This is a genomic window from Halpernia frigidisoli (assembly GCF_900113805.1).
GTDB classification, from domain to species: domain Bacteria; phylum Bacteroidota; class Bacteroidia; order Flavobacteriales; family Weeksellaceae; genus Halpernia; species Halpernia frigidisoli.
Genome location: NZ_FOQT01000001.1, coordinates 398,677 through 413,107 on the forward strand (window position 1 = coordinate 398,677; position 14,431 = coordinate 413,107).

General features: G+C 31.3%; 19 protein-coding genes and 1 pseudogene. 10 read left to right on the plus strand and 10 right to left on the minus strand.

Annotation, left to right across the window (positions count from 1 at the left end; all coding sequences use genetic code 11):
- The 3 genes from BM238_RS01885 to BM238_RS01895 form a co-directional block, all read right to left on the minus strand.
- Positions 1-522, minus strand: a complete 522-nt coding sequence (locus tag BM238_RS01885; RefSeq protein WP_090078484.1) for an NAD(P)H-dependent oxidoreductase — start codon at positions 520-522, stop codon at positions 1-3.
- 107 nt (positions 523-629) lie between these two features.
- Positions 630-1,838, minus strand: coding sequence for a metallophosphoesterase (locus BM238_RS01890; protein WP_090078485.1), 1,209 nt, complete (start codon positions 1,836-1,838; stop codon positions 630-632).
- Complete coding sequence (locus BM238_RS01895; RefSeq protein ID WP_090078486.1) at positions 1,839-2,915, minus strand: 3-oxoacyl-ACP synthase III family protein; 1,077 nt, start codon at positions 2,913-2,915, stop codon at positions 1,839-1,841.
- 186 nt (positions 2,916-3,101) lie between these two features.
- Here BM238_RS01895 and BM238_RS01900 point away from each other — a divergent pair, with 186 nt between their 5' ends.
- From BM238_RS01900 to porT, 3 genes are all read left to right on the plus strand, one after another.
- Entirely contained in the window at positions 3,102-3,671 is a 570-nt protein-coding gene (locus BM238_RS01900) for a hypothetical protein (protein ID WP_090078487.1), read from the plus strand.
- A 158-nt stretch (positions 3,672-3,829) separates the two neighbouring features.
- The gene (gene ubiE, locus BM238_RS01905) at positions 3,830-4,492 is read left to right on the plus strand and encodes a bifunctional demethylmenaquinone methyltransferase/2-methoxy-6-polyprenyl-1,4-benzoquinol methylase UbiE (protein WP_394333972.1); all 663 of its coding nucleotides are present in this window, start codon (positions 3,830-3,832) and stop codon (positions 4,490-4,492) included.
- Positions 4,492-5,277, plus strand: coding sequence for a type IX secretion/gliding motility protein PorT/SprT (gene porT / locus BM238_RS01910; RefSeq protein ID WP_090078489.1), 786 nt, complete (start codon positions 4,492-4,494; stop codon positions 5,275-5,277). Before ubiE ends, porT begins: the two co-directional genes overlap by 1 nt.
- A gap of 59 nt (positions 5,278-5,336) precedes the next feature.
- Here the strand turns inward: porT and BM238_RS01915 are convergent, their stop codons facing one another.
- The 3 genes from BM238_RS01915 to BM238_RS01925 are packed head-to-tail and all read right to left on the minus strand — an operon-like array spanning position 5,337 to position 6,065.
- Positions 5,337-5,603 carry a Txe/YoeB family addiction module toxin gene (locus tag BM238_RS01915; protein ID WP_090079089.1) on the minus strand — a complete coding sequence of 89 codons (267 nt, stop codon included), beginning with the start codon at positions 5,601-5,603 and terminating at the stop codon, positions 5,337-5,339.
- 1 nt (position 5,604) lies between these two features.
- Positions 5,605-5,823, minus strand: coding sequence for a DUF2683 family protein (locus BM238_RS01920; protein WP_090078490.1), 219 nt, complete (start codon positions 5,821-5,823; stop codon positions 5,605-5,607).
- 23 nt (positions 5,824-5,846) lie between these two features.
- Positions 5,847-6,065 (minus strand): helix-turn-helix domain-containing protein, encoded by a 219-nt coding sequence (locus BM238_RS01925; RefSeq protein WP_090078491.1) that lies wholly within the window; start codon positions 6,063-6,065, stop codon positions 5,847-5,849.
- Between the two features lie 114 nt (positions 6,066-6,179).
- Between BM238_RS01925 and BM238_RS01930 the strand changes: the two genes are divergently transcribed.
- The 7 genes and pseudogenes from BM238_RS01930 to rny all read left to right on the plus strand — a co-directional run bounded on the left by BM238_RS01930 (position 6,180) and on the right by rny (position 11,149).
- Entirely contained in the window at positions 6,180-6,491 is a 312-nt protein-coding gene (locus BM238_RS01930) for a hypothetical protein (protein ID WP_090078492.1), read from the plus strand.
- A gap of 54 nt (positions 6,492-6,545) precedes the next feature.
- Positions 6,546-7,409 (plus strand): M48 family metallopeptidase, encoded by an 864-nt coding sequence (locus BM238_RS01935; RefSeq protein ID WP_090078493.1) that lies wholly within the window; start codon positions 6,546-6,548, stop codon positions 7,407-7,409.
- A complete protein-coding gene (locus tag BM238_RS01940) occupies positions 7,406-7,918 on the plus strand; it encodes a stage II sporulation protein M (RefSeq protein WP_090078494.1) in 513 nt (170 codons plus the stop codon). The genes BM238_RS01935 and BM238_RS01940 overlap by 4 nt, the downstream gene beginning before the upstream one ends.
- A 2-nt stretch (positions 7,919-7,920) precedes the next feature.
- Positions 7,921-8,514 carry a hypothetical protein gene (locus BM238_RS01945; protein WP_090078495.1) on the plus strand — a complete coding sequence of 198 codons (594 nt, stop codon included), beginning with the start codon at positions 7,921-7,923 and terminating at the stop codon, positions 8,512-8,514.
- A 216-nt stretch (positions 8,515-8,730) separates the two neighbouring features.
- Complete coding sequence (locus BM238_RS01950; protein WP_090078496.1) at positions 8,731-9,033, plus strand: hypothetical protein; 303 nt, start codon at positions 8,731-8,733, stop codon at positions 9,031-9,033.
- Positions 9,033-9,236: pseudogene (locus tag BM238_RS01955) on the plus strand (cell division protein ZapA); the annotation flags it as partial. The gene BM238_RS01950 and the pseudogene BM238_RS01955, both read left to right, overlap by 1 nt.
- Before the next feature lie 344 nt (positions 9,237-9,580).
- Complete coding sequence (gene rny, locus BM238_RS01960) at positions 9,581-11,149, plus strand: ribonuclease Y (protein ID WP_090078498.1); 1,569 nt, start codon at positions 9,581-9,583, stop codon at positions 11,147-11,149.
- A 157-nt stretch (positions 11,150-11,306) separates the two neighbouring features.
- Here the strand turns inward: rny and BM238_RS01965 are convergent, their stop codons facing one another.
- The 4 genes from BM238_RS01965 to BM238_RS01985 form a co-directional block, all read right to left on the minus strand.
- Entirely contained in the window at positions 11,307-11,774 is a 468-nt protein-coding gene (locus tag BM238_RS01965; RefSeq protein WP_090078499.1) for an acyl-CoA thioesterase, read from the minus strand.
- 28 nt (positions 11,775-11,802) lie between these two features.
- The gene (locus tag BM238_RS01970; RefSeq protein ID WP_090078500.1) at positions 11,803-12,216 is read right to left on the minus strand and encodes a PaaI family thioesterase; all 414 of its coding nucleotides are present in this window, start codon (positions 12,214-12,216) and stop codon (positions 11,803-11,805) included.
- Positions 12,217-12,470: 254 nt separating this feature from the next.
- Positions 12,471-13,616: a 3-hydroxyacyl-CoA dehydrogenase NAD-binding domain-containing protein gene (locus BM238_RS01980; protein WP_090078502.1), complete on the minus strand. Its 1,146-nt coding sequence runs from the start codon at positions 13,614-13,616 to the stop codon at positions 12,471-12,473.
- Positions 13,616-14,431 carry a GLPGLI family protein gene (locus BM238_RS01985; protein ID WP_090078503.1) on the minus strand — a complete coding sequence of 272 codons (816 nt, stop codon included), beginning with the start codon at positions 14,429-14,431 and terminating at the stop codon, positions 13,616-13,618. The genes BM238_RS01980 and BM238_RS01985 overlap by 1 nt, the downstream gene beginning before the upstream one ends.

The following is a 14,431-nucleotide window of genomic DNA, read 5'->3' on the forward strand; positions in this document are numbered from 1 at the left end:
CTATTCTTCTAATATTTTTTGAAAGTGCTGTTTATGTAAAATAATTTCTTTTTTACTGATTTTGTCAGCGTTGTAAATACATTTTATTTCCTTTAAATTAATATTGTTCACCTCAAGACAAACCAATAAACCAGACAACAATTCCTCAATTGTAAAATGGAATTTGCCCATTTTTGTATAATCAGATTCATCGCCTTCTGCGGTAATTAAAATAACTGCGTCAACTTGTTCTAAAGGATTTTTCTCGTTTTTTTGTTGCCAATGTTTATCAAAGACTTCGTCGATCCAGAGTTTTAATAGTGGCGGCATACCAAACCAGATCAATGGAAAGTGAAAAATAATACGTTCGTAATTGGGTAATCTTTTGCGTTCACGAAAAGCCGCAATGTGAAAATCGTGGTAATCTTCATACAAATCCCGAAAATCCAGATGCTCATATTTGCCATAAAATTTAATAATTTCACGGTTTGACCTGGAATGTTCCAAGTATGGATGGGCAAAAAGGACTAAGGTATTTTTCAAATAAATGTCAGGTTTTGGTAAAAATAATTATTTAAAATTAAAAAACCTAAAAAAACAGTTTCAAAAAATTGAAACTGTTTTAAATTTTAATTATGAAAAGAGAATATTTAACTCAATTCAAAAAGAGTAATTTCCGGATTGATACCAACTCTTCCCGGATATCCAATAATCCCAAAACCACGGTTTACATAAAGATGTTTGCCTTCACTTTCATAAAGATCTGCCCATTTTGGATATTTAAATTTTACCGGCGACCATTTAAAATTCTTTAAATCTATCCCAAACTGCATTCCGTGCGTGTGTCCGGACAAAGTCAACTGAACATTTGATGGATGCATTTTTACTTTGTAATCAAAATGCGTTGGATCGTGGCTCATTAATATTTTTGCGGATTCTGGCGGAACTCCGGCGGAAGCTTTATCTAAATCTCCGTATTGTGGAAATGGTTTTATTCCCCAATTTTCAACGCCTAATATGTAAAGTTTTTCGCCATTTTTTTCGATAATTCGATGTTCATTTCGAAGCATTTCAAAACTGGCTTCTTTTTCTAATTGAATTAATTTGGGAATATTCTGTGCTTTGGCTTCGGGTGAAGGCCAGTCTGCATAATCACCGTAATCGTGGTTTCCTAAGATCGCAAATTTTCCGTCTTTAGATTTAATAGTTTTAAATAAAGGAACAAACGGCTCAAATTCTTCAGCAAAATTATTGACCATGTCTCCGGTAAATAATACCAAATCAGCGTTTTGTTCATTAATTAAATCAATAGCTTGCTGTAATTTTTCAGTGTGAAAAAAACTTCCGCTGTGAACATCGGAAATCTGGATTACTTTATACCCTTTAAAACTCGCCGGTAAATTGGCTATTTTAATTTTTACTTTCCGAACATTGTGTCGGTATTTTCCGAAAATAATACCGTCTATAAAAGCGTAAGAAAGCAAAGCAGCAGAACCTAAGCCAATCACAGATAAAAATTTTCTTCTCTCTGGAAAATGAGTCGTATTAGATGATTGCACAGAATTTATGCCATAACCAACCAATCTTATAAAATCATCAATCAATAGAACAATGACGATTAATAGTTTGGGTAAAATAAAAATAACAAAGATAGACGCAAAAATTTGAATCTTGTGTTGATCGCGGTCACTGCGTCTTAAATTTAAAACCTCAAAAACTAAGTAGGCATAAACGGAAACTGTTACTACCCAAAAACCAATTCGCAACCAGGTATTGCTTGTGAGCGTTTTAAAAGCTTGATAGACGTAAAATTCCAACAGAAATACAATTCCTGTTATGATTAAAATATTTTTCTGCATTTATTTTTTTGTGGGAAATCTATAAACGATGGCGTTAATATTCATACCTGCACCAACTGATGCAAAAACAATATTTCCACCTTCTTTAAAGGATTGATTAGCCATTTTTCCTTTGCGGATAAGATCAAACATAGTCGGGATCGTCGCTACAGATGAATTTCCTAATTCCTGAATGGTCATTGGAGATACAACGTGGTCGTATTCTTTTTTGCCATAAAGTTTGAATAAACGGGAAATCATGGCGTAATCCATTTTTGCGTTGGCTTGGTGGATCAAAATTTTATCAATATCGTCAATGTCTAAATTTGCTGCATCAATAGTTTCTTTGATCGCATCAGGAACATTTTTTAAAGCATATTCGTAAATTTTACGACCATGCATTCTAATATAAAGCGTTTTTTGCTCTGCAGATTTATTTAAAGACGGTGAATTTTCGAGAAACATTAATTCTTCTGCATTATCACAAACAGTTTTATCAGAAATCATTCCGACATTTTCTTCATCGGTAGCTTTCACTACAACCGCGCCAGCGCCGTCTGCAAAAATCATTTTATTTCGGTCGTGAGGATCGGTAACTCTGCTTAAAGTTTCTGCGCCAATCACTAAAATTAATTTTCCTTTTCCGGATTTAATGATCGTATCTGCCAATATCATTGCTTCAACCCAACCCGGACAACCGAAAATCATATCATAATTGATACATTTTCTGTTTTTTATTTTTAGCTTATTTTTAACTCTGGATGAAATTGACGGCATAAAATTGCTCATTCCATTTTCATCAACATCACCAAAATTACTGGCATAAATAATAAAATCAAGATCTTCTTTACTAATGTTTGCGTCGGCTATTGCTTCTTCTGCAGCTCTCGCTCCAAGGTCAGAATTTACTTCTCCATCTTTAATATAACGTCGGTTTTCGATTTCGGTAATATCTACAAATTTCTGAATAACTTCGGCATTTGGTTTGGTCAAAAGTTCCCCTTCATCTGAGTAAAATTCTGAGTCCATAAAATGATCTCTGGTGATAATTCTCTCGGGTAAATAACTCCCCGAACCGATAATAATGGTGTTTGGCATACTAAAACTAAGTGTTTAAGAAGCAAAGTTATGAATTTATATTAAAACCTAACCTAAACAAATTTATTATTAAATTTGCAAAAGCTTTATTTAAAAATGTTTGGTAATTTAAAGTGGTGAATTTTGCTTAGCTGCGCGATTTTAACCGAGAAATACAGTTCAAATTTAAAAATAATATAAAATTTTATGAAAAATAATCCGGCCGTAAGAGGTTTTGTGATTTCTGTTTTACTGGTGATTTTTGCCTTTGGGATCTATTTTCTTTTTTTAGCTAAAAAAAATTATTACTTAGTTGATAATCCCTCGCAAAAAACTTTTTACTTTAAAATTAACGGTGAACAGGAGGAAATAATTGCTCCCGGACAAACTGTGAAAGTAAAAATGGATAAAGGCAATAATAAAATAGCTGTCTTTGACGAAAATAAAAAACCGGTTTTTGATTCTGCTTTTCAGGTGAAAAAAATCAGAGGTCTTATTAATATTTCCCATCAGGATTATTATGTTTACCAGCAATATTATGGTTACAATTTAAATAAAGATTCATTAGTAAAAACTCAAAAATCCTTGGTGATTGATGGTAGGAGATATCTTGGTGGAGCCAGGCTTTTTAATAAATTATATACGGATGATTTTTATTACAACATTGATGAAGATTACGACCAGATCATAAAAAATATCGCAGATGTAGAATCCCGCACAAAAATATTCAGAAAGCAGGATTTTATCAATTACTACAAATCAGTTTATAAAAATTAAAATAAATTTTAGATTTCTCCTGAATAAAGAAAGTTTGCTGAAAATATTTAAATTAATAAAAGCGGACAGACATAAAATATAAATCAATTAAGAAAATAAATTTGAAACCAGTTACTCCTTATAATACAGATGCCGGCAAAAAGCGCGAAGTGGAAGATATGTTTGATAACATTGCGCCGAAATACGATCTTTTAAACCGTGTTTTATCTTTAAAAATTGACATTCTTTGGCGAAATAAATTAGTGAAATGGATGGGCGAAGATTCTCCAAAATTAGTTTTGGATGTTGCAACAGGAACAGGCGATTTGGCCATCACAGTTCAAAAAAAATTAAATTCAAAAGTGATCGGTTTAGACCTTTCGCAGAAAATGCTGAATGTTGGAATCACTAAAATTGCGGATGAAAAATTGTCATCGGAAATTGAAATGGTGAAAGGCGATGCGGAAAATCTTGCGTATGAAGATAATAAATTCGATGCAGTTTGCGTTGCATTTGGAGTACGTAATTTTGAAAATTTAGAAAAAGGATTGGAGGAACTTAGAAGAGTGGTAAAAGATAACCGAAGTGTTTTTATTTTAGAATTTTCTAAAGTTGAGGGCTTTTTTGGACCTTTTTATCAGTTCTACTTTAAAAATATTTTGCCACAGATCGGCCGTTTGGTTTCCAAAGATACACGTGCTTACACGTATTTGCCTGATTCCGTGAACGCTTTTCCTTTTGGTGAAAAAATGAAATCAATACTTTTAGAAACCGGTTTTAAATCGGTAGAATATAAAAAATTAACTTTAGGCGTTGCCACTATTTACAAAGCCACAAAATAATGAGTAAATTATCTCTAAAAATAACCGCAATCGTATTATTCTCAACGGCAAATTTTTTTCATGCACAGCTTTTTAAAACAAAAGACCGTATGGATAATCTTGAAGGTGTGGACGATGCGAAGTTGAGCTACGGTTTTTTCCTTAATGCGAATCAGTATGACTACAAAATTGTTCTGGATCCAAAATATGGTATTAACGGTAATAAAAATCTGGTCCAAAGCAAAACCAGCGCTAGTTTTGGTGCAGGTTTGATCGGAAAGGCGCGTTTGAATGATAATTTTGATCTTCGTTTGGAGCCGGGTTTACAATTTGTTGAAAGAGAATTGACTTTTGACACGCAATCAAATGATCAGTTTGCCGCAGGAACGCCAACAAATCAGCCATTTACACCTTTAGCGTTGACGGACGCCGACAGGATCCGCAAAGTAAAATCAACTTACCTGGATATTCCTTTACTTTTGGAATTTCATGGGGATAGATGGTATAATTCCCGTCCATATGCAGCGGTAGGTGTAAATTACTCTGTGAATTTGCAGTCAAATAGTGCTTCTGCAGATGATAATCAGCAGGGAATTTTTCGCTCAACAACTACTAATTTTGGCTATACAGCAGAATTGGGAATTCAGTTTTATTTTAGCAGATTTAAATTGACACCTGCTTTCCGCGGCACATTTTTTACCAATAACGAAGTTGTTGCTGATAATCCCGGGACACCACCTTATTGGGCTGCCGCGATTTCTACAATGCAGACAAGAGCGTTTATGTTTGTTTTGAAATTTGAATAAAACTTAAATTTCTAAAAAATATTCAATAAAAAAAACCAACTTTTCGGTTGGTTTTTGTGTTATAAATAATGTCCAAAAGCAGAAAGAATAATTATCACGTTGTTTTCTACCTCGTAAATCAAGCGGTGCTCTTTGTTTATTCGTCTGGACCAAAGACCTGATAAATTATATTTTAATTGTTCAGGTTTTCCAGTTCCTGTAAAAGGATGTTCTGCAAGTTCCTCAGAAAGAACAAAGATTTTATTTAAAATCGTTTTGTTTCCTGACTTTTTATGTGTGGCAATATCTTCTTTGGCTTTATCGGTAAAATCTAAATGGTAAGCTATTTTATAATCCTAAAAATTCTTTTAGATTTTCTTTTTTCACACGGGTAACTTTGCCTTCTTTTGCTTGTTTTTGGCTTTCTTTAATTATCGCTACAAACTCGGGATTGTGAGGTTTTTCTTTTACTTCAGATTTTAACTTTAAAGCCTTTGCAAATGCTTTTAAAGCATTGGTTTCTTCGGAAGTACTAGGTTCAAAAATGATAATATTTTGTTGTTCCATCTTAAATTTAATTCTAATCAAAATTACAAAATATATTGAAGAAACTCAGATAGTGAAATTGAGAAAAAATGACAAATCGAGATTAATGTTATAATGTCGATTTTTTTTGTTTTTCCACTTTCGATTTTAGATAACTTGCTTTGAAAAATATTTAGTTCAATAGCTAGATCTTCTTGAGAAATATTCTTATTTTCTCTTAATTTCATAATTTCAAATCCAATATCATCAATTTTTTCAACCATTACACATCTTTTAAAAGTAAAGTTACAAAAATATTAAAATTAAATATAATTATCTTTTTTAAATATTATTCCAAATGGAATAATATTTTTGATCCTATTTTCTGATCTTTGATTATGGATTTTGCAAAAACAATTAATCATTTTATTATTAACTTTAAATTTTTAGAAATTATGGAAAAGAAAAAAGCAATTTTCGGACTTTTAGGAGTTACTGTACTTTTTTTATGTTTTAACACTATTAGAAATAGTACAAATGCAAATGCCGGTTACTATTTGACCCGACATTCATCTGGTGCAAACCAAGTGCTAAGTACAACTATGGGTGGCGGAGTAGGAGCTTGGGCTGGTGCAGAATATGGTGCAGAGTTAGGTTCTTTTGGAGGCCCTCTTGGAGCAGTAATTAGCGGTGGTCTAGGAGCACTTTAGTAATTAAACAGTTCCTATTATTGTGAAAATAATAGGAACTTTATTTGTAAAATTATGTTAAAAGAGAGTTTAATTTCATCATTACAATTAGTTTTAATTTTTTATTTGGTAAAGTACACTATAGTTTTAATTAATAGGTTATTGTACAAAATGCCTATAAAAAAATATCAATTTAATCTTAAATTCACAATTATTGAATTTGGATTCTTATTTGTCACTTTTTCATTTTTTTTCTATTTAATCAATTATTCACATGAAAACAATTATTTACGTTTAATTTTCATTGTTCTTTTCACATCTTTTATCCCAAGTTATCAATTTATTATAGAAAGACCTTTAACTTATTTTTTACAAAATAAAGTTTATATAAAAAATGAAGAATTGGACTCGTTTATTAAAAGAAGTAATATAAATTGTAAAATTAGAATTATAAATGCAGAGGTAACTAATGCTTATGCATCTGGTATTTTGCCCTTTACAAAGACCGTGTTAGTAGGAAAAAAAATGTTTGAAAAATTTGAAAATGAGGATTTAGAATCTATTATATATCATGAAATGGGTCATTTGAAACTCAATCATATCTGGAAACTTTACCTTATAAATTTATTTTTTTCAATGACATTTATTGTTATCATTTACTATAGACAAAGGCTTATGGCTAATTTTGAAAATACAGTTTTTGCACCATTATCAATATTTATAATTGGTTGTATTTTTGGGTTATTATTATATTATATTCCAGGAAAAGTGCAATCAAAATTTGAATTTGAAGCAGATAAATATGCGGTAGAGAAAGTAGGAATTGAAAACTATAAGCACGCATTACTTTCATTGGATAAAATTAGTAATGGTAGAGTTGCTAAAGGAGGTATAACACATCCAACATTGGAAAAACGTCTTAAAAATATTTCTGCTTGAAAAAATTATTTCTTCTTAGTTTTCTTGTTTTCTCATGTGGTTTTTTTTATTACCCATTAAGTAATGAATCTTATAATAAAGATAAGAAGAAAGAAAAAATTGAAAATAGTTTTAGACCCAAAAAAAATATTTATGGCGATACAAATAAGAATTTTTTTCAAATTTTTCTAAATAATTTATTTATCGGATTTCTATTATCTATTCTTGGATTTTTATCAGGAGGTTTATTAACTATTTTAATCCTTTTTTGGAATGGTTATCTGTTATCGATTGTGTATAGCATGGCTTTTTATTCTCTCAATATTACAGATATTTTATATTATTCAAAGCATATTCCAATAGAATTATTTGCATTAATGTTATTTTCAAATATAGGTTATAAAGGTTTTTACTTTTACAAGGATTTTTTGATTAACCGAAATCTAACAAAAACTTATTTACCGAAAATTTCAGATTTTATAATACCAATCTCTTTATTATTTATTTCGTCAATAATTGAAAGTTTGTAGAGATGAAAACAACCATCAACAGTAAGTTTTACGAAACCGGTATTTTATTATTAATATATTTTCTAGTAATTGTTTTTACAAGTGGAATACGTATTAATATTCTTTTAAATACCTTACCGGACTTCATTTTAACTACTGCTAGAATTACAGGTAATATAAGTTTGGTAGTATCATCATTATTTTCGATTTTATTTATTCTTTTAATACTATTTCTTTATAGCTTTGTAATTATTGTTTTTGATTTTCAAACAAAATTTGAGATAATAGTAGAGAGCATGATAAATTTAATTATTGCTTTTTGTTTTTTAGAATTATTAAGATTTTCATTTACATTATATGAATTTAATAGTAGCTTTCTTGCAAATTTAAATTATAAAGGAGATTTAACACAACAATTACAACAAACGCCATGGTTTTTTTATGACAAAATTTTTCAGTATATAACTTTAGCGATAGGTAGCATAACTTTTATATTTTCTCAGTTTATAAAATCTAACAATAATAAGGAAACAATTGTTTTTTCGGTAATTTTATTAATTTGTATTTCAATTACATCGGTTAATTTTTTAGATTTATTTGAGCATTATTTGAGATAACTTAGATAAAAATTTAATTAACCTGACAGTTATTTTTATTTCCTAAAATTCCCCGCTCTCGCTAGCAAACACTTTTGAAACCAAATAATGATTTTTGAAAGAAATTTTTTAAACTAAAATCTCTTTGTTTTTTTCGAAAATTCAAATAAATTTAACTTTATGGTAATATAAAATTTAAATTATCTATTTTTGTAAATGTTAGAATAAAAACCTGAAATGCTCCAAGACTTAGAAAATAATTTTTCAGTTTTAGAAAAAAAAGTGCTTAATCTTCATAAGAATTATAAAAATTTGAATGAACAGTTTACAGAGCTTAGTTTGGAGTACGAGCAAATGAAAAAGAAGTACGAAGAGGAGCGTAAGAAGAATCAGGAATTAGCAGAAGAACAGAAAAATATAAAACTTTATTCAGCACTTTCAGGAAATCAAGATCACAATCGGTTGATGAAAAATCACATTAATCGTTTGGTGAAAGAAGTTGACACCTGCATCTTGCAACTACAAAACAGCGGTTTATAATGGATGTAAGAAGAATTACAATCAATATTGCAGGGAGAACCTACCCGCTAAATGTACCTTCCGCAGAGGAAGAAACGCTTCGCCGTGTAGGAAAGCAAATTGAAAGTATGATTAAAGAATTTGAAGCCAACTTCGATGTCAGAGATAAACAGGATGCAATTGCAATGTGCGCGCTAAAAATGGGCACTAATGCAGAAGTAGCTAAAATATCTCAGGAAAAAAATATTAAATCTTCCACAGAACGGGTAATGCAAATTAACCAGCTTTTGGAAGACCTGGAAAAGTAGATTGTTCTTTTCCGCAAAATCTGCCTACAATAGTTCTAACACATTAAGGTAAACTCAACACTATTAAATTAACGAGCGAATGTTCCCGGAATGGCGCGCCGATTTACTTCGGATTACAGACAGGGAAAATGAGCTTAAATCGTGTCGATTAGGAGTTTACTCAAAATCAATTTGGATTATTGTAGGCTTTTTTATTTAAAAATTTGACAAACTTAACAGAAAATATAAATTAAAACAAATAATAACATAAAAGTAAATAAATGACAACAACAATTATTGCCGGAGTGATCTGCCTTATTTTAGGAGCACTTGCAGGCTTATTATATGGAAAAAGTACGGTAAACGCCAAAGCAAATTCAATATTGGCAGATGCTCAAAAAAATGCTGATATCCTTTTGGAAAAAAGCAATATCCAGGCAGAAGCTACGAGAAAAGAGAAACATATTCAGGCGAAAGAAAAATTCCTGGAGTTGAAATCTCAGCACGATTCTAATATTCAAAGTCGTGAAAAGAAAATGCAGGATTCAGAAAACCGAGTTAAAGATAAAGAGCAAAAACTGAACGATGAACTAAGCAAGGCAGGAAAATTAGAGAAAGATTTAGATAGACAAATTTCTGATTATTCCAAAAAAACTGAGGTTATAGAACGCAAACAACAGGATTTAGATAAAGTTATTTCTCAAAAAGTTGAAATGCTGGAAAAAGTTTCTAATTTTTCAGCGGAAGAAGCTAAAAATGAATTAGTGGAAGCAATGAAAGCTGAAGCCAAAAGTAAAGCAGCCGCACACGTGCAAAATATCATGGCAGAAGCGCAATTAAACGCAAAAACTGAAGCCAAGAAAATTGTTATTCAAACGATCCAAAGAATTGGAACAGAACAGGCCATTGAAAATTCTGTATCTGTTTTTAACATTGAGTCAGACGAAGTAAAAGGTAGAATTATTGGTCGTGAAGGTCGAAACATTCGTGCTTTGGAAGCAGCAACTGGCGTAGAAATTATTGTAGATGACACTCCGGAAGCAATTTTATTGTCTTGTTTTGATCCGGTTAGAAGAGAAATCGCGAGATTATCTTTGCATCGTTTAGTAACTGATGGCAGAATTCACCCGGCGAGAATCGAAGAAGTGGTGGAAAAAACACAAAAAATGATCGAGGAAGAAATCATAGAAGTTGGTAAAAGAACAGTCATAGACTTAGGAATCCACGGACTTCATCCGGAATTGGTAAAAGTGGTTGGTAGAATGAAATTTCGTTCTTCTTACGGACAAAATTTATTGCAACACTCGAGAGAAGTAGCAAATATTGCGGCAACAATGGCTGCAGAATTAGGTTTAAATGTGAAATTAGCGAAAAGAGCAGGTTTGCTTCACGATATTGGTAAAGTTCCAGAGCAAGAGTCTGAACTGCCACACGCACTTTTAGGAATGCAGTGGGCGGAAAGATTAGGTGAAACGGCCGAAGTTGTAAACGCAATTGGAGCACATCATGACGAAATTGAGATGACTTCGTTATTATCACCAATTATTCAGGTTGCCGATGCAATTTCCGGAGCAAGACCAGGTGCAAGACGTCAGGTTTTAGAATCTTATATTCAGCGTTTAAAAGACCTTGAAGCATCTGCTTTAAGTTTCGAAGGCGTTTCCAGCGCTTACGCTATTCAGGCCGGACGTGAGCTTCGCGTAATGGTAGAAAGTGGAAGAGTGTCAGATGACGTTGCAGCGCAATTGTCTTATGATATTTCAGAGAAAATTCAAAATGAAATGACTTATCCCGGACAGGTCAAAATTACAGTAATTCGTGAAACGAGAGCGGTAAATATCGCAAGATAATTTATTTTAAATATTATTAAGAGCCGATTTAAATTTTAAATCGGCTCTTTTTTTTTAAAATATTTTCTCCAACAGATTTTAAAAATTACGCAGAATTTTCAATAAAAAACTTTGCGTATTTGCGTAAATCCCTTTGCGTTTTTGAGTGTAAGCATTTTTACAAAAAAGGTTTCATCTCATCTTCTATATTTTTACGAAGATCCATTAAACGTTTTGCATATTGCTCCTGCTGTTTCTCTTGGTCCGTTTCCGGAATCCATTTCGGCACAGGTAAAGAATTTCCGTTATCATCTACTGCCACAAATACAATAATGCAATGCGTTTTCTTCGTGAAAATTGGTTGCTTAATATTCCTGGAAAAAACATTAATAGAAATATGCATACTTGAATTCCCTGTGTAAATAACCTGCGCTTCAACTTTCACGATTTCACCGATTTTTATAGGGTGAAAAAATCGAATTCCGCCAACATAAACTGTGACAGAATAATTTCCTGACCAGGTTGTCGCACACGCATAACCTGCCTGATCGATCCATTTCATAACACTTCCGCCGTGCACATTGCCGCCGTAGTTAACGTCTGAGGGTTCAGAAATAAATTGAAAAGTGACTGGTAAATTGGTCATTATTTTTTTTTATATTAATATTTTGAGATTACAAATCAACAACTTTTTTATTAATTTTATAAACAGTTCCGCGGAAACTGGCGACCAAATCTTCTTGCTGATTTTTAATTAAAATATCATAAATACCGGTTTTCCGGGTTTCCGTTAATAATTTACTTTCGGCGAAAAGAGTGTCTCCCAAACGAACTGCAGTTGTAAAATTAATAACACAATTTAAAGCAACTGCAGCTTCCCCCATATTATTGGAAGAAAAAGCCAAAGCGGAATCTGCAAACGCAAAAGTAATTCCACCATGAACTGTTTTTAAACCGTTGATCATCTCTGCTTTTATTGGCATTTTAATATGACAATATTTTTCTTTTATTTCTAAAATTTCAATTCCCAACCATTGTGAAAAGGCATCTTGTGAGAAAATATATTTTGCGGTTTCTAGCGGTGTCATAAATCGGAATTATTTTTTTTAAATTTTGATTTTAAATCTTTAAATCCTATGTTTTGATAATTTACAGTAAAAAAATAAATTAAATACATTAAAATAAAAGTGATTGACTGTCGCAATATATAATGTTCAATATTTTTTTCTCGAAAACTATCATCAAAATAACTCCAAATTAATTGTATGATTGTCAAAATAAGAGTGAAAAGAAGCGAATTTTTAAAAGCTGAAATCGAATTTTGTTTACTAAATATTTTCATTTATAAAGTTTTTAAAAGTGGATTTTGTCGATACCTTTCTTCCTGATAAGTTTCATAAAGATTTTGTAGCGTTTCAGAAATTTTTTGATAACCAATTTCTTTGCCCCAAGCCAGTAAACCTTTTGGATAATTTACACCTTTTTGCATCGCCAATTCCAGATCTTCATCACTTGCAATTTGCAACCTTTTGGCTTCCACTGCTTCATTGATCAACATTGAGATAATTCTCATGAAGATTTCCTGATACAATTTTTCATCGATATTATCTTGATTCTTGGCTCTTGAATCTTGATTCTCTCCAGAATAATCATAAAATCCTTTTCCAGTTTTTCTACCTAGCAATTTTGCTTCGCTCATTCTTTGTTGAAGAAGTGAAGGTTTATATTTTGGATCATAAAAATAATCCGCGTAAACCGTTTTTGTTACAGAAAAATTGATGTCATTTCCAATAAGATCCATCAATTCAAAAGGTCCCATTTTAAAATTTCCGATTGTTCGCATCGCTTCGTCAACTTGCGCAGGTGTGGCGATTCTTTCCTCAACAATTCGCAATGCTTCTCCGTAAAAAGGACGCGCAATTCTGTTCACAATAAATCCAGGTAGATCTTCTGCTATCACAGGAACTTTTCCCCAGGATTTCATTAGATCATTAATTTTTTGTGGTAAATTTTCATCTGTTAAAAGTCCGGGAATTATTTCAACCAAAGGCATTAAAGGCGCAGGATTAAAAAAATGAATTCCCAAAAATCTACTTGGATTTTTTAAATCTGAAGAAATCGAAGTTATGGAAATCGAAGACGTATTTGAAGCCAAAACACATTCATTTGACACTATTGATTCCAGATCTGCAAACACTTTTTGCTTAATTTCTTTATTTTCAATAATTGCTTCAATCACTAAATCACAATCTTTTAGATCTTTAAGTTCGGTGCAAAATTTAATTCGGTTGTAAATATTTTCGCTTTCTTCAATTTCAACTTTTCCCTTTTCTACTAATCTTGCTAAAACTTTTTGAAGACCTTCCAAAGATTTTTCAGTTTGCAAACTGTTTTGATCGTAAAGAAAAACTTGACAATTATTGGTCGCCGCAACTTGTGCGATTCCAATTCCCATTGTTCCAGAGCCGATAATTCCTATATTTTTCATTATTTAATTAAATCAATTTCAATAATATTGTTGTCTTTCTGGATTTTGTTCTCCCAAAGTTTTTTTTCTTCTCTAAAAATATCTGAACCTTTTCTAAAATTCCCGCTTGAATCTGTCTGATCCGGATAGGAATTTATCGAGTTTGCAAGGGGATTTTTCCTATAATTTTTATAGGCCTTTACAAATTGTTTGTAACCAATGCTTATTTTTTGATCTTGAAAAGGATTTGGATAAATAAAATCATAATCTGTGTTTTTAATACCTTTTAATTCAAAAACATGACTTTTAGATTCATCTTCAATTTTAACAATTAGACCTGGTAAATTTTTAAATTTATATGGTCCATCTTGAAATGGGATATCTTTCGCAAACCAAGCCGTCCATTTTCTACCACCGAAAACTGTGGTTGCTTTTTGTGCTTTATAATTTAAAATCGTAATATATTCCGGATAAAGTTTCCATTTAAGATCAACATTTTCATCCACAAAATATTTCGTAAAACCTATTTGAGTAATAAATTCGATTTTTTTTGAGTAGGAAATTTTATTAACTCTATCATTTGACATTTTTTTATTCGGAGGCATCAGAACAAACCCTTTTTTCTTACCATCAAATAAAGTTGAATCAGTGATATACCTATTTAAACTAAAATACTCAGATTTTTCTTTGTTAATATTTAGAAGCATTATTTCAGATTCTGTAACGTTTTTTTGTGTCGAATCTGGAACTGAAATATAGTCGTAAACAAATTGTTTTGTTTGTGCAAAGCTGATATTAAGAACTAAAATAAAAAGAATTAATAATACTTTTTTCAT

What these genes read in the sequence shown, in the direction of transcription:
- BM238_RS01950 (WP_090078496.1), top strand. Translation starts at nt 8,731, where the DNA reads ATGCTCCAAGACTTAGAAAATAATTTTTCAGTTTTAGAAAAAAAAGTG.
- ubiE (WP_394333972.1), top strand. Translation starts at nt 3,830, where the DNA reads ATGTTTGATAACATTGCGCCGAAATACGATCTTTTAAACCGTGTTTTA.
- BM238_RS01945 (WP_090078495.1), top strand. Translation starts at nt 7,921, where the DNA reads ATGAAAACAACCATCAACAGTAAGTTTTACGAAACCGGTATTTTATTA.
- BM238_RS01930 (WP_090078492.1), top strand. Translation starts at nt 6,180, where the DNA reads ATGGATTTTGCAAAAACAATTAATCATTTTATTATTAACTTTAAATTT.
- BM238_RS01935 (WP_090078493.1), top strand. Translation starts at nt 6,546, where the DNA reads ATGTTAAAAGAGAGTTTAATTTCATCATTACAATTAGTTTTAATTTTT.
- BM238_RS01895 (WP_090078486.1), bottom strand. Translation starts at nt 2,915, where the DNA reads ATGCCAAACACCATTATTATCGGTTCGGGGAGTTATTTACCCGAGAGA.
- BM238_RS01925 (WP_090078491.1), bottom strand. Translation starts at nt 6,065, where the DNA reads ATGGTTGAAAAAATTGATGATATTGGATTTGAAATTATGAAATTAAGA.
- BM238_RS01965 (WP_090078499.1), bottom strand. Translation starts at nt 11,774, where the DNA reads ATGACCAATTTACCAGTCACTTTTCAATTTATTTCTGAACCCTCAGAC.
- BM238_RS01980 (WP_090078502.1), bottom strand. Translation starts at nt 13,616, where the DNA reads ATGAAAAATATAGGAATTATCGGCTCTGGAACAATGGGAATTGGAATC.
- BM238_RS01890 (WP_090078485.1), bottom strand. Translation starts at nt 1,838, where the DNA reads ATGCAGAAAAATATTTTAATCATAACAGGAATTGTATTTCTGTTGGAA.
- BM238_RS01970 (WP_090078500.1), bottom strand. Translation starts at nt 12,216, where the DNA reads ATGACACCGCTAGAAACCGCAAAATATATTTTCTCACAAGATGCCTTT.
- rny (WP_090078498.1), top strand. Translation starts at nt 9,581, where the DNA reads ATGACAACAACAATTATTGCCGGAGTGATCTGCCTTATTTTAGGAGCA.
- porT (WP_090078489.1), top strand. Translation starts at nt 4,492, where the DNA reads ATGAGTAAATTATCTCTAAAAATAACCGCAATCGTATTATTCTCAACG.
- BM238_RS01985 (WP_090078503.1), bottom strand. Translation starts at nt 14,431, where the DNA reads ATGAAAAAAGTATTATTAATTCTTTTTATTTTAGTTCTTAATATCAGC.
- BM238_RS01920 (WP_090078490.1), bottom strand. Translation starts at nt 5,823, where the DNA reads ATGGAACAACAAAATATTATCATTTTTGAACCTAGTACTTCCGAAGAA.
- BM238_RS01900 (WP_090078487.1), top strand. Translation starts at nt 3,102, where the DNA reads ATGAAAAATAATCCGGCCGTAAGAGGTTTTGTGATTTCTGTTTTACTG.